The organism is Psychrobacter frigidicola, from assembly GCF_007997305.1.
Taxonomy (GTDB): Bacteria; Pseudomonadota; Gammaproteobacteria; order Pseudomonadales; family Moraxellaceae; genus Psychrobacter; species Psychrobacter frigidicola.
Genome location: NZ_VORZ01000001.1, coordinates 67,278 through 80,988, shown reverse-complemented (window position 1 = coordinate 80,988; position 13,711 = coordinate 67,278). Strand labels below are relative to the sequence as shown.

Annotated in this window: 12 protein-coding genes; 2 read left to right on the top strand and 10 right to left on the bottom strand. The window is 40.8% G+C overall.

Going from position 1 to position 13,711, the window contains the following annotated elements; translation table 11 throughout:
- Positions 1 to 29: 29 nt before the first annotated feature.
- From ES754_RS00340 to ES754_RS00330, 3 genes are read right to left on the bottom strand one after another with little or no spacing between them, the layout of a single operon-like run.
- Positions 30 to 2,249 (bottom strand): polysaccharide biosynthesis tyrosine autokinase, encoded by a 2,220-nt coding sequence (locus tag ES754_RS00340; protein ID WP_147221016.1) that lies wholly within the window; start codon positions 2,247 to 2,249, stop codon positions 30 to 32.
- 13 nt (positions 2,250 to 2,262) lie between these two features.
- Positions 2,263 to 2,724, bottom strand: coding sequence for a low molecular weight protein-tyrosine-phosphatase (locus ES754_RS00335; protein WP_147221014.1), 462 nt, complete (start codon positions 2,722 to 2,724; stop codon positions 2,263 to 2,265).
- Positions 2,725 to 2,739: 15 nt separating this feature from the next.
- Positions 2,740 to 3,819 (bottom strand): polysaccharide biosynthesis/export family protein, encoded by a 1,080-nt coding sequence (locus ES754_RS00330; RefSeq protein ID WP_147221012.1) that lies wholly within the window; start codon positions 3,817 to 3,819, stop codon positions 2,740 to 2,742.
- A gap of 899 nt (positions 3,820 to 4,718) precedes the next feature.
- Between ES754_RS00330 and rluB the strand changes: the two genes are divergently transcribed.
- The gene (gene rluB / locus ES754_RS00325) at positions 4,719 to 5,630 is read left to right on the top strand and encodes a 23S rRNA pseudouridine(2605) synthase RluB (protein WP_147221011.1); all 912 of its coding nucleotides are present in this window, start codon (positions 4,719 to 4,721) and stop codon (positions 5,628 to 5,630) included.
- A 109-nt stretch (positions 5,631 to 5,739) separates the two neighbouring features.
- Here rluB and ES754_RS00320 read toward each other — a convergent pair whose 3' ends face one another.
- The 3 genes from ES754_RS00320 to ES754_RS00310 all read right to left on the bottom strand — a co-directional run bounded on the left by ES754_RS00320 (position 5,740) and on the right by ES754_RS00310 (position 7,884).
- Positions 5,740 to 6,303 carry a hypothetical protein gene (locus ES754_RS00320; protein ID WP_147221010.1) on the bottom strand — a complete coding sequence of 188 codons (564 nt, stop codon included), beginning with the start codon at positions 6,301 to 6,303 and terminating at the stop codon, positions 5,740 to 5,742.
- A gap of 38 nt (positions 6,304 to 6,341) precedes the next feature.
- A complete protein-coding gene (locus ES754_RS00315; protein ID WP_227677796.1) occupies positions 6,342 to 6,959 on the bottom strand; it encodes a hypothetical protein in 618 nt (205 codons plus the stop codon).
- A gap of 175 nt (positions 6,960 to 7,134) precedes the next feature.
- Positions 7,135 to 7,884 carry a hypothetical protein gene (locus ES754_RS00310; protein ID WP_227677797.1) on the bottom strand — a complete coding sequence of 250 codons (750 nt, stop codon included), beginning with the start codon at positions 7,882 to 7,884 and terminating at the stop codon, positions 7,135 to 7,137.
- Positions 7,885 to 8,083: 199 nt separating this feature from the next.
- Between ES754_RS00310 and ES754_RS00305 the strand changes: the two genes are divergently transcribed.
- A complete protein-coding gene (locus ES754_RS00305) occupies positions 8,084 to 8,686 on the top strand; it encodes a LysE/ArgO family amino acid transporter (protein WP_147221009.1) in 603 nt (200 codons plus the stop codon).
- A gap of 116 nt (positions 8,687 to 8,802) precedes the next feature.
- On the opposite strand, the gene ES754_RS00300 is transcribed toward ES754_RS00305, so the two are convergent.
- The 4 genes from ES754_RS00300 to ES754_RS00285 all read right to left on the bottom strand — a co-directional run bounded on the left by ES754_RS00300 (position 8,803) and on the right by ES754_RS00285 (position 13,421).
- The gene (locus ES754_RS00300) at positions 8,803 to 10,218 is read right to left on the bottom strand and encodes an NAD(P)-binding domain-containing protein (RefSeq protein ID WP_147221008.1); all 1,416 of its coding nucleotides are present in this window, start codon (positions 10,216 to 10,218) and stop codon (positions 8,803 to 8,805) included.
- A 239-nt stretch (positions 10,219 to 10,457) separates the two neighbouring features.
- Complete coding sequence (locus tag ES754_RS00295; RefSeq protein WP_170231078.1) at positions 10,458 to 11,099, bottom strand: MarC family protein; 642 nt, start codon at positions 11,097 to 11,099, stop codon at positions 10,458 to 10,460.
- A 211-nt stretch (positions 11,100 to 11,310) separates the two neighbouring features.
- Positions 11,311 to 12,171 carry a carboxylating nicotinate-nucleotide diphosphorylase gene (gene nadC, locus ES754_RS00290; RefSeq protein ID WP_147221004.1) on the bottom strand — a complete coding sequence of 287 codons (861 nt, stop codon included), beginning with the start codon at positions 12,169 to 12,171 and terminating at the stop codon, positions 11,311 to 11,313.
- A gap of 185 nt (positions 12,172 to 12,356) precedes the next feature.
- Positions 12,357 to 13,421 (bottom strand): NUDIX hydrolase, encoded by a 1,065-nt coding sequence (locus ES754_RS00285; RefSeq protein WP_147221002.1) that lies wholly within the window; start codon positions 13,419 to 13,421, stop codon positions 12,357 to 12,359.
- Positions 13,422 to 13,711: the final 290 nt, after the last annotated feature.

Here is a 13,711-nt window from a genome sequence, read left to right as displayed (position 1 = left end):
GGTACTGATAATTGGTAATGACAATATGATTATTTATTATTGCCATAAGCATAGCTGTAATGGTAACTGTATTTATTCATAATACCTTGCTGCATGTCATTAAGAACAATACCATCTACTTGTACATTAGCTTTATTCATTTGTTTAACTGCATAAACTACTTGCCTCTCTGTAGAGTCATTATATCGAGCCACCACTAATACTTTATCTGCATATTGCGATAATATTATCGCATCTGAGGCCGCCAAAATAGGTGGGGAATCGATAATAATGTAGTCATAATGAGGATTTATTTGCGTCATTAAATTAGAGAATTTATCACCGGCTAGTAGTGAGGATGGATTCTGTGGATACTCACCTCTAGGCATAAAGTCAATATGATCCATAGTAGTAGGATGAATAAAATTAGATAAATTATTATTGTCTTTTAAGACTTCACGGTTCTGTGATAAGTAATCTGCTAGACCAATATTCTGTTCTATCTTAAACATTTTATGCAATTCACCTAAGCGCATGTCCGCATCTATAAGTAAGACTTTTTTGTCAAGCTGGGCGAATACCTCTGATAAGTTAGCAGAAATAAACGATTTACCAACACCTGGACTTTCACCTGAGATGAGTATCACTTTAGCACGCTGACCGGCTTTGCCTTCTTCTGGCATCCCGAACATCAGGTGCGTTCTTAAGCTTTTGATAGCCTCATAGCTCAGACTATTATGATCAACATAAGCCAGCAGACGATTTGATGCCTTGCTCTTCCTCATCAACCGTGCCAAAGTTACCGAGCGTGGGACAGTGGCAATCACTGGTACGCCAGTTTTTGCTTCTAAACGCTCGGGATCTTTAACTACATTTCTAATCAAGTTTTTAATTAATACCAATATCGCTCCTAAAAGAGAGCCTATTATTGTTGCTAACAACATTATCAGTAGTTTTTTTGGCGCAATAGTATTATAGGTACTAATAGGAAGGTCAATAATACGTGCGTAGCCAATTTGGCCCGCTTTGACGATTTTTAATTGCTCATAGTTTTTGAGCATCGTGAGATAAATTTCTCTGTTAATACCAGTATCTTCTGACAACTTCAAAAACTCTCTTTGTATTTCAGGTAAACCTGAGATAGTGCCATTTATCTCTTGCTTTCTATCATTGAGAACCTTGAGCTGGTCATTAATTTGCACGACTAGTGGATGCTCTTCCGTATAATACGTCGTCAGATCGGCTCTTTTAAGTTTTAGTTCATTTAACTGAGAGTCTATTTGAGAGTTTTCTGTCAATAGTAGCTCAGCTTCTTTACTGACATCAATAGTGCCATATTTTTTACGAAACTCATTGAATACAGCTTCAGAGTCCTCAAGCTTTTGTTTAAGCGTAGGTATCTGAGTTTCCATAAAAGTGATGGTTTTAGTGGTTTCTTCAGAACCACGCGACTGGTTTTGATCGACATAAGATAAAAGGATTTGCTTTAATATTGAGGTTGTTTGCTGTTGGTTTGCCCCAGTTAGAGATAGAGCGATAATGCCGGTCTGCTTGCCTTTTTCTGTTACAGATAAGGCACCGTTTATAGAATCTGTCGTAGACTGTAAAGATTGCTTAGTGATATTGACAGGATGAGCGCCAGCGGGTAAATCGGTGACGGTAATTTGGATGACACCGTCTGTGCCTTTAAAGCGGTGGGGCTGATTCAGCTGTCCTTTGAAGTCATCAAAGCCATTACTGAGTACGAATCCTGTATCAGATCTTACCAAAGTAAAAGGACGATTGAGATAGTCTTGTGAGACGTTGAATTGACTGACTTCTACCTGTCCGTTTTCTGTCTTTAGCGATACCCCTCCAGGCGTGTTGAATTGGGTATCCGTGCGATTGTTTTTTATCTTATCCCAAGAGTTGACTGTAGGATCATTCAAACGAATATCAAGGTGCAGCATATCTACGACAGGCTCTAATACCATGCGCGATTTTATTAACTCTGCTTCCGTCTGAGCTTTACTAACTTCCGATCCAATAAGATCAGAGATATTCGCACCGAGCGCTGAGATGCCCTGTGACGTCTCGTCAATCTGTAATAGCGCATCTGATCTAAACGTAGGGTTTACATATCGGCTATATAGTATCCCTATAGCTAGGCCCAATAATGCAAAAAAAACCACAAATTTCCAGCCGCGCAATAACATCAGCAGAAAAACCGATAAGTCAATCTCATTATTATCGGCGGCAGACTTTGATAAATTATTTGAATCTGTATTCATAAATAGTCACTACTTAGATTTTATTAAACCATTGATCCAAACTGTCAACGATATCTTGTTTGGCAGTCTCAAATGCTGTTTCACTATGACCATAAGGATCGGCAACATCTTTGTCAATCCAATGTCCGATTCTAAAGGTTTTGCCACGGCAATGCGGCCACTGTTCTTCAATCCACTTGCTTTGGCTGGTTGACATGGTCAAAATCAGGTCTGCTTTTCCTACCAGCTGCTCGTTAATCTGTTTGGCAATATGGTCGCTCATATACATATCGTCTATTGAGTGGCTTGCCGACATGATTGAGTGGCTTGCCGACATGACTGCCATCGCTTTGCTATCAGCAGGGTGACCTACCACGGCTGATAGACCCGCAGAGTCAATATGTTTTTCAGGATAGTGATGCATCAAAAGAGCGGCAGCTATCGGGCTGCGGCATATGTTACCCACGCAGACCACTAAGATATTATTAAAACTCATGATACCTACTACTACCTAGAGACGTGAAATAGAATTAATTGCCGATGAAGAGGGTAATAATGAGCTGATAATACGATTCCAACGTGTTAAGCCTGTTGGATCAACATAAACAATGTCGTTTGGTTGCATCTCAAAACGGTTGGCAAGTGCAAAGCTCGTAATGGTTTGCATATCTACATAATAGATATTGGTATATCGATTTGCTGGATTGTCGCGAACCACATATATTTTAGCAGCATTGGCGGTATTAGAATTCAGACCATTCGACTCACCTAGGACCTGTGCCAAACTAATGCCTTGCTCGAGAATGGGGACAGGCTCTACTTTGCCAAACTCACCTAAAACATAAATTCTATTGCGGCTTTGACTGTTTACGTGAATGGAGTCGCCATCTTGCAAATAAATTTGGTTGGCTGACGAGCCCATTTGTCTTAATGATTGTAGACCTACGTTATAGTTGATGCCTTTACGGTTAAATACGATATTGTTGGAGTCGCCAGCTGGGGTCGCTCCTCCTGCCATAGAGAGTGCGCTATATAATGAAACTGGTGCATCTGCAATACTGAACTCGCCAGGCTTACTCACTTCACCATCAATAAAAAATTTGTTGCCACGGTAATCAACCACTTTGACTTGGGGGTCTGAATACTTAAGATAACGTTGCAGCTGTCCACGCAGATTAGCGGTAAATTGCGGCACACTGATGCCACTGGCTTTAATACGTCCTATCAGCGGGAATTGAATAAAGCCCTGCTGATCTACTGGATAACCGGAAGCACCGGCAGTGGTAATGTCAGGGTAGCCAACTAAGATAATGCTTAGGACGTCACCTTGTGCAATACGATAGTCTACTCGATGAGACGATTTAATTAGGCGAGATAGGTCACTGTTAGGTCGAACAGCAGCTTGCTTAGGAGGCAGTGTGGCTAAACTCAATGGTTGAACATTAAAATGAATGCCATTATCGGCTGTAAATTCGCCATTAGGTGGCAATGGGCCAGAATGAAGGCCAGAGTTGATGGTAGCAGTACAACCAGAAAGTAGGCTGCTGATTACTAGGCATGCTGCACTTAGCAGCTTGGTTGACTGTCTCATATGAGAAACCCTATAGAATCATAATGGTAATGCAAGGTCACGTAAGATAAGCTTATTATACTACATGCTTATCTTTACATTAGTAGCAAAAATAATCCGCATCATAACATAAGTTGTGTATAAATAATTAATTGTTACCATTTATCTGCGTAAATGTATATTCTGTCGAGCATTTTTTATTTTTCTTCAATTAATTGCTGCGAATAATAATTTTGCTAAATTCTATAATGTAATATTAAACAGTAATCCCTTTTTTAAACATGATTATCAAGCAAAACCCATGGATTATCTTGTGAGACTATTCCTTTTGCTAGCCAACTAATAAGTAGAATAGTACCAACTATAGGGATGAGAGCCTATGATATATTCCGATCAGAACGACCTATAGGATGTAAGCGTCTTGCTATTATTGCTGAAGATGAAACAAAACCAAAACGTAGACGGTATATAATACGCTCGGCTCGCTACCTATAGTAACATCAAATACAAACAGCGCATTATCTCGAGTTTTTGGCAAAGATTACTACGGTCAGCCGTTACCATTAAGCACTTTCTATACATCATCGTCGGCAATAAGCATACCTTGATTCTCAAGCATATTAAAGCTAATTATTTTACCTTATACCTAAAGTACTCTATTTTTGTTGGTAACATTATGTACACAATAACGAATTAATCATAATTTAACTATACCTCACAAGTTTTTGTTATAAATATTGATAATTAGCATCAGTCAACCCTTAAATTATTGATATTCAATGATTAATAACCATTATGTATTCTAAAAATGGTTCAACCGTACAAATTTTTCATTATGTTTCTTATGAAATAGCGTAGAATGAACGTCTATAAATTCGTACATTGCGAAATGTAACTACAACCGACTCAAGGATATCGTTATGAAAGATGAAAAATTACAAAAAGCCCTCGCTCGTATGGGACTTGGTTCGCGCCGCCAGATGGAAGAAGTGATTAAAGCAGGCCGTGTAACGGTAAATAACGGCCCAGCTACCATTGGTGACCGTGTTGAGCAAGGCGATGAGATTCGCGTTGATGGCCGTCAGATTAAATATACGTCTGAGAATGAGAAGCGTCGCCGCGTATTGGCTTACTATAAGCCTGAAGGTGAAATTTGCTCAGCAAATGACCCTGAAGGTCGTCCGACTGTATTTGAGCGTTTGCCTAAATTGACTCATGACCGTTGGGTGATGGTGGGACGCTTGGATATCAATTCATCAGGGTTGTTATTATTCACTAATGACGGCGAGATGGCGCATCGCTTAATGCATCCTTCTAGTGAAGTCACGCGTGAATATGCGGTACGTGTATTGGGTGAAGTTACCCCTGAGAAAGCACGTGCGATGACCACGGGTGTGATGCTAGAGGATGGTTTGGCTAAATTTGATGATATCAAAGATGGTGGCGGCGAAGGTGTGAACCGTTGGCATCATGTCAAACTAAAAGAAGGTCGTAATCGCGAAGTGCGCCGTCTGTTTGAGTCACAAGGCCTTAAGGTAAGCCGTCTACTGCGTACCAGCTATGGCAACATTGCGCTACCAAAAGAGCTGCGTACAGGTCGCTTCTTAGAGCTGGATAGAAAAGATATTAATATCCTAACCGACTTGGTAAGCTTGCGCCCTCGTTATGGTACTGGTCTACACGGTGCCGCTAAAGATAAGCAAGAACGTATCAAAAATAAACCACTCAAGGCTCGCCGTACTGATAGCTCTCGCAGTCAGAGCGCAAAACCTAAAAGCAGTGCAAGTCCTGCTAGCCGTGGTTCACGTAACACCCGCAATAGTAATGGTTAGCCCTAAAGTTAGACTAACGCATACTTAATCTATTGAATTAAAAAATCTGCCAACGATGTGTATCGTTGGCAGATTTTTACATCTACAATCATCTAAGATAGCGACTAAGCTAAGCATTATGGCTATCTATGTAACGCTTCATGATTCGTAAATCCTGTAAGTGCTGTGTCTCCATTCTCTCTAACCCGTTATCTAAGCGCTCTTCGATATTGTCTAACACTTCTTGCAAAATTTCATTGGCTTGAACGGTGTTAATATTATCCGTATGACTTCTATTATCACCGGCGCTCGTGCTTCGTACATGATGATGACTGGTAAGCATCTCTGGTAAACGCGTATGAAGCAATTTATGCAGCACAAATTCTTGTTCAGTCAGAGCCTCCGTTAGGTTTTGTTCTTGTAGATTTCGTTGATAACCTTTATAAGTAGTCACCTTATTATCAATACGTTGCAATTGGCGCAACTGTTCATCGGGCAGACCATTTAAATACTTAACATTTAAAGCTAAATTTTGCCACGTCACATCAAGCAGCGATAAAGGTTCATTGGGGTTTTTATAAATCAACACACCTGGGGTAATACCTACCGCTCTATGCAGCGCCTGCCAGCCTTTTTTACCTAAATATATAACGGTAACTGTGGTTACTACCCCAACGCCTAGCAATATACTCATATTCGTTTATCCTTTGACTACTCCCCTACTTTACTCCATTATTCCTCTCTATTATCCTTAATAAGGTTAATACTATTATCAACATCTGCAAGCTTACCAGTCTGAGTATTGAAAGCAGGAGTATCAAAACGCTGCTGTAAATAACGATTGGTCACTAGCAGCTTTTGTCCATCTTGATGATAAGAGGCATCTAATAAGTCATCAAATTGAGCATCAATAGTCCCTAATACCTCTAATAAGGCTTCTTTACCCGTGACATCCGAATTTTTAATTTTAGTAGTATCAACGCGTGCACCTTCCAAATCGTATAAACGCCGATAATCAGCAACCGCTTGTGGAATATGCTTATCCATTAAGTTTTGAATCATGACATAAGTTTCGGAGACGGCGTCCTTATCGTCAATTTGACCATCATTATTGGTATCCCCGTAAATTACCCGTAGTTTCTCGCCTTTTCCATTGATTTGAGCCAACGAATTTTTGACTGCTTCTGGCAAGCTTTTTTCAGGGATATAACCCAACTGTGGCATAGCTTTATATTCCAGCATTTTTGGCGCCGTAACTTTTTTGATACCACGATAACCTAAATATATTCCCGCTGCCGGCAACACACCGTATAAAACAAACATCACTAACATAGCCGTTAATTGAGTCATTATAGTTTCCTTATTCTTATGGTGTTAGGTAACTCTTTATTATTATTGTCTCTTCAGCATTCAAGACTAAATTAACTTCTAATATTAAACAAAAAAATAAGGGCAAATTAAAGCCCTATATTGTTATGTAAGATATCGCTTTTTTGGAACGATGATAGCTAAAATTAAGTCTGTCTTATTTTTTGGTACGGCTCTTAACATAACGATGGGTCGAGGCTAGGCGATTAAGCACGGTCTGGTGTAGCTCATCTAACAATTCATCTAATTCATAATCAATCTCCAAAAATAGATCAGTCAACATGCCTCCTGCAGTCATATTACCCTGAACAGTGCTGTTCTTTGTACGGTGCGGACTAAATCGCAACAGCTGTTCATAATGATGCAATGCTTCAGGAATACTTTCAGTTACCAGCTTATCAATGACGAACTGCCGTTCACTATGTTGCTGCTGTTGTTCTTTATTTAGCTCCTCACTCCAATCGCGGTAGCGTTTTAGCTTACCGTTAATACGATCAAGGATAGCCACTGCTTCAATTGGCATGGCATTTAAAGTGGCCTCATCAACAACATCGACAAGTTCAGTCATAATCGGACAGTATCCATATTTAAGAAACCATAAAGTATTAGGGTCGAAGGGGGGTCGATTAGTCGGGCGCATCTGCGCGCGATTGGATAAATAGCGATCTGTCAGCGGCGTTGGTGTGCGGATATCATTGACTTGTGCTAAAGCCGAACAAATACGCTCTACCCGCTGCGGCTGGGTTAGGGTTGTAACGGATTTTTGGTCTTGTTTAACATTAGAATGTGAATCATCATTAATAGGCTCACGCGCAGCAGTTTGCCGCGCATTTTTAGCAGCTTGTGCAGGTAAATCATTGTGTGCTTGCCCAAATGACTGGAGCATTCTTGTCAAACTGATGACCATAGCTGACGCTGTCCTTACGTGTTTAATTCATATTGCATATGCTAAACCTATAGCGTATCTTAGCAGCTTTTTAATAGTCTGCCAGTAAGCAAACGTCAACGCTCTATACGCTTAAACCTTTAAATAAAGCAATGCGTCTATATAGTTACCCCATGATTACCTGTCCTAATTTTCTTACTAACAAATTAAACGAACCATTATGAATGCTACCGATTATTTTTCCGGTTTCTTGCTTGGGCTCTCACTAATTTTTGCTATTGGTTCGCAAAACGCTTTTGTCCTCAAGCAAGGGCTTAAACGCGAGCATATATTTTTTATCTGTCTATTCTGTGCGGTCAGTGATGCGTTATTGATATCAGCAGGTGTTGCAGGTTTCGGTGCCGTCACCACACGTTATCCGCAAGTCGTTCATCTCGCCAAACTTGCTGGTGTCACATTTTTGCTCGGTTATGGGCTACTAAGTTTATATGCCAGTATCACTGCCTCACACGCACTAACGACTAATGGACAAGTGGTCACTAGCTTAAAAAAAGCCCTACTTTTATGTTTTGGCTTTACGTGGCTGAATCCGCACGTTTATTTGGATACTTTAGTGTTAGTTGGCATGGTGTCTACAGGTGCTAGTAGTAAACTTATATTTACTGGTGGTGCGGTTAGCGCCTCGTTTTTCTTCTTTTTTGCATTGGGTTATGGCGCACGTTTATTAACCCCTTTATTCGCAAAGCCTAAAGCATGGAATATACTCGATGCAATGGTCGGCATATTAATGTGGTATTTAGCATGGCATTTATATCAAAGCTAAAGTCAGAGTAAATATCAAAAATGAAAAAACCAAACACGACTGGTTGACGTGTTTGGTTTAGGTTAGACATTTAGTCACTATTAATAATTATTATTAATAAAACAGCTTAACTTTGTTTATGACACTTTCCTAGACTTTTTATTCTCAATATATGACACTTTATTGGGCTTTTTGCTTTCAATAAACGTTAAGTTTAAAAAATGCTCTAGCGAGTCATCGAGAATATCTAACCAAGGCTCTGGCAACTCAGGTGCTAAAGTATTCGTTAATGTCGAACGGTAGGCCTTTTCTCTAAAGCCCATAATGTCGACTACTTTATCTTTTTGCCATTCTTTAAAGATATCGCCCTGTTTTTCAACCGCAAATTCGGGATAATCGGTAGCATTGGTTAAATCACGAATATATTTGGCTTGAAAGTCTATCTCACTATTAACGGTATGCACATGCTCGTATTCTGCTAGCCACTTCTGCTCATCCTGCTCGCGCATGGCTAAGTCAGGCAATTCAACGTCGCCTAAGATGACATCACGCGCATACCATGCTTGGGCATCAAACATATTAAAGGTGAAGTATTGATCTTGCATACCCAAATAAATCAGCTGCGGGTTGGGCTGCCAGAAGATACCTTTATATAAATTCGCGGGATATAAGCAGTTATGTGTTTGCAAGCGCAGCTCATCGGGCAAAAAAGGAAAGTGAAATAAATACCCTGTGCACATAATAACGGCATCAAAACGCTGCGCTGTGCCATCTGCAAAGTGTGCAACATCCCCTTCAAAATGAGTGATACACGGCACTTCTTTAATACCTTCAGGCCAGTCATAGCCTAATGGGGTACTACGGTAACTGATCGTAACTGAATTGGTGCCGTATTTATAACACTGCGTACCGATATCTTCTGCTGAATAACTACTGCCCACCAATAAAATATCTTGGCCTTCAAACTCTAATGCATCGCGAAAGTCATGGGCGTGCAGAACACGGTTAGGGAATTCTTCTAGACCTTCAAAATAAGGCATGTTCGGTGTTGAAAAGTGACCGGTCGCAACCACAACGTAATCGAACTCTTCCGCTTCTTGCTCTTCGGTTTTATGGTTCATCACCGTAACCGTAAACTTTCGGGTATCATCGTCAAAAGTCACCCAACGTATGGGGCTTTCAAAACGAATATATTTACGAATATCTTGATTATTAATCCGTCCCATAATGTAGTCTTTGAGCACTTCACGCGGAGGATAAGAGGGAATGGCTTGACCAAAATGCTCTTCAAACGAATAATCAGCAAACTCTAAGCATTCTTTTGGCCCATTCGACCACAGATAACGATACATGCTGCCATGTACTGGCTCACCGTTCCTATCTAAACCAGTGCGCCACGTATAATTCCACATACCGCCAATATCATCTTGCTTCTCGTAACATACTATTTCCGGTAAATCTTTCACACCGGCTAAACGAGCGGCTTCAAAAGCTCTCAATTGCGCCAAACCGCTTGGACCTGCACCTAAAATAGCAATTTTTTTCTGACTCAAAACTGACTCCTATAAATGTAATGAGTCTTACTATAACATTATTTTATGTATAGCGTTTATAGGGGGGTTATCTGTTGATTGGTAGGATGGCAAACAAGCTCTGTTTAAAAGATAGTAATCAGGATAGGTAAGTAAACGCTAATATTTTTCTATCATATATTTCGGTTGTCGTAGGCCGTTTAATAGTTTAAATAGCCCATTGTTTGAAGTAGTAAGAAAGCAATGGAGCAAACCAATACTTAGATTAAATGTGGAAACAGGGTGCGGAGACCACTGACGATAATTTCAATAGCTACAGCGGCAAGTAGCATCCCCATAATTCGGCTCATGATATTCAGTCCAGTATCACCTAGCACACGACTGATACGGCCTGCTGCCATCAGGGCTAAATAACAAAAGATACTAATAAACAAGCCAGCAATGATTACCGCCGACACTCGCAATGCGCCAGAGATTTGCGAAGAGTAAATAATGACGGTTGAGATTCCACCTGGCCCAATCATCATTGGAATGGCTAACGGCACTACTGCTGATGCGGTGGTTGGCGGCGTATGTTGTACATGGTCAACATCGAAGTTCTCTTGATCAGGCTTAACCGGATTACCATCCCCATTCATCATATTAATGGCAATTAAAAACACTAGTATGCCACCTGCCATCTGAAACGAACCAATTGAGATACCCAATATTTTGAGTAGTGACTCGCCTGCCATCGTAAAAAAGCTAATGGTGATAAAAATAGTCAAACAAGCAACACGCGCCACTTTACGTCGATCGATCATCGAATAGCCGCGGGTTAAATCCAAAAATAGCGCCAGGGCACCAAACGGATTAATCAATACCATAAAGGCCAAGATGATTTTGATAATTTCAGTATCCACTGAGCGCTCACTTGTATATAAATAAGAGGAACTGACAAAAAGATAAAGGCCATCACGCGCGTGCAGTGATGACCTCATAATAGTCGGTTAATAGTGGTATTGTATCATAGGCAGATGAGCCAATTAAATCATTAGCTTTAACTGATTTTAGACGCAGCAGTACAATTAACTCTTACGCTAAAATAATAAATATTTATTAGAGCTATTGAACCTACGCGCTGAAATCAAGGCCAATATCTAGCGCAGTGGTGCTGTGAGTCAGATAACCCATGGCAATAAAATCAACGCCTGTTTTTGCGACGGCTTGAACGGTCTCAGGGGTGATGCCTCCGGACGCTTCAGTTCTTGTACGTCCTTTACACATAGCAACCGCCTGCTGCAAAATTTCAGGTGACATATTGTCTAATAATACCAAATTGACGCCAGCTGCTAATGCCAGCTTTAGTTGCGCTAAGGTATCAACCTCAACCTCAATCGGTATCAAATGCCCAGCAAAATCTTGCGCTTGCTTAATCGCTGTCGTAATGTCACCTGCAATGGCAATATGATTGTCTTTAATTAAAATAGCATCATCTAAGCCTAAGCGGTGGTTGCGCCCGCCTCCACAACGTACTGCATACTTCTGTACCGTACGCAGCCCTGGAATAGTTTTACGAGTACAGGTAATATGCGCGGGATACTCAGCTACGCTATCAACGATCTGCTTGGTAGCCGTAGCAATACCACTAAGATGGGTCATAAAATTCAACGCTGTGCGCTCTGCCGTTAATAAATGCCGCGCATTCCCACGGACAGTAGCCAATACCGTATTGGCAGCAACGGTTTCCCCATCAGTAACTTCAGCGATAAACTCAATCTGCGCATCAACCAAGGCGAACGCCAGACGTGCCAAGTCCATACCACAAATGACACCCGCTTGCCGTGCTTTAATCTGTAATTGGGCTTGCATATCTGCTGGAATAGTCGCCTGAGAAGTCACATCACCACGCCGTCCCAAATCCTCAATTAATGCCACTTCAACCAATGGTTTGAGTAACACCTCATCTAATGCTGGCTCTACTCTGTCTGTCATATTCGACCCTTTTTTCGGCTCTTTATTGATATTGAAATTGATATTAATATGGATGTCACGTATTTAAACTCAAAATGAGCATAAATATAACGTAAAGTACAACGACTCGCAAGAAGATAATGGAGTCATTTATTTATAGTCAGTGACAATAATATCCGCAGTATAAAAAACTATCCTTTGCAAAATTATTTACGTTTAGGAAATTTGCTATCCATTAATAAACTTTGCAATTCGATATCATGACGAAAACGATATAACTTCGCTGGACGACCGCGCTGGGCGTTACTGCTCTCTCCTGTCGGCATCACTAAATTTTGCGAATCAAGCAGGCGACGGAAGTTTTGTTTATGCAAAGGCACCCCTGATAATGCTTCAACGCTTTGCTGAAGCTGCGACAAGGTAAAGACATTCGGCATTAAGCCGAAAATCAGTGGTTGGTATTCAATTTTTGCACGTAGCCTTGAGATGGCAGTGGCAATGACACGGCGATGGTCGTAATACATCGGCATGCCTATCTTCTGTGACCAATCAACTGGCAGATTATCTAGCAGATAGGTGGGTGGATAAGTGGGTGCTTCAGGAATCAACCCTGCTTCATATAGCATCTCATAACGCAGCAGCACATGCTCTGCAACCCATTCTCTGCCTTCATTATTATCATTACGATTGTCGCTATGGTCATGCCATTCATTATGATTACTCAGGTCAGATTGAGCTTCTTCTGGTTCGTATATCACTGCAGAATTTACGCCCCAACATAAACGAATACGTTGCCTGCGACGGTACTTAGCCGCCTCATCACTAGCAGTTTCTGCCCATGCTAATAACGCAGGTACTATGAAACACATGATGATATCAGGCGCGCCATTCAAATGATTTTCCCATGGAAAATAATCATACCAATCCCGCCATAATGCTTGGCTTTGCAACGTAACCGTTTGCGTCTCTTGCACCAAGCCAAGATAGCTGACGTAAACCAGCGCATGGCCCTCTTTATTGCGCCGATTGGTATCGACAAAGGTATATAGCTGCTCCAAATAACCCAATGGCTGCTGCGTTTGCTCTTCAACCCATTGCCGTACACCCGCTTGTAATGAGCGATGTAAGGGCATTAAAGGACCATTAGGCAACAATTTACCTTGATCAACGGTTAAGACACGCGCGGTATGATCAGTGATGGCAATCAAGACGGCAACCACTTCGGTCGTGCCACTGCCCTGCTGGTGCGCATGCGAATAAGACAACGTCATGTTTTTTATGATTACCTTTTATATTATAGCGAATGAAGTATTAATGCTTTATACAAAGCAGTATGCCAGCAATAAGACGCAGTATAGCGTGAATGGGATTTTAGATACGTTCTTATCATCATAACTGATAATCATTAATACGCTAGATAATAACGCTCATTAACAAACAAGATAAAATTTACTTGTATTTATACTCAAAATGAGCATAATTAAATTATTAACTTTCTGTTAGATACTTTCTCACTCTTTCTGACATCTCTTTTTAGCTGCTCATTTGTCATTGCGACTAC

What these genes read in the sequence shown, in the direction of transcription:
- nadC (WP_147221004.1), bottom strand. Translation starts at nt 12,171, where the DNA reads ATGACAGACAGAGTAGAGCCAGCATTAGATGAGGTGTTACTCAAACCA.
- ES754_RS00310 (WP_227677797.1), bottom strand. Translation starts at nt 7,884, where the DNA reads ATGGTCATCAGTTTGACAAGAATGCTCCAGTCATTTGGGCAAGCACAC.
- rluB (WP_147221011.1), top strand. Translation starts at nt 4,719, where the DNA reads ATGAAAGATGAAAAATTACAAAAAGCCCTCGCTCGTATGGGACTTGGT.
- ES754_RS00305 (WP_147221009.1), top strand. Translation starts at nt 8,084, where the DNA reads ATGAATGCTACCGATTATTTTTCCGGTTTCTTGCTTGGGCTCTCACTA.
- ES754_RS00330 (WP_147221012.1), bottom strand. Translation starts at nt 3,819, where the DNA reads ATGAGACAGTCAACCAAGCTGCTAAGTGCAGCATGCCTAGTAATCAGC.
- ES754_RS00320 (WP_147221010.1), bottom strand. Translation starts at nt 6,303, where the DNA reads ATGAGTATATTGCTAGGCGTTGGGGTAGTAACCACAGTTACCGTTATA.
- ES754_RS00340 (WP_147221016.1), bottom strand. Translation starts at nt 2,249, where the DNA reads ATGAATACAGATTCAAATAATTTATCAAAGTCTGCCGCCGATAATAAT.
- ES754_RS00335 (WP_147221014.1), bottom strand. Translation starts at nt 2,724, where the DNA reads ATGAGTTTTAATAATATCTTAGTGGTCTGCGTGGGTAACATATGCCGC.
- ES754_RS00285 (WP_147221002.1), bottom strand. Translation starts at nt 13,421, where the DNA reads ATGACGTTGTCTTATTCGCATGCGCACCAGCAGGGCAGTGGCACGACC.
- ES754_RS00315 (WP_227677796.1), bottom strand. Translation starts at nt 6,959, where the DNA reads ATGACTCAATTAACGGCTATGTTAGTGATGTTTGTTTTATACGGTGTG.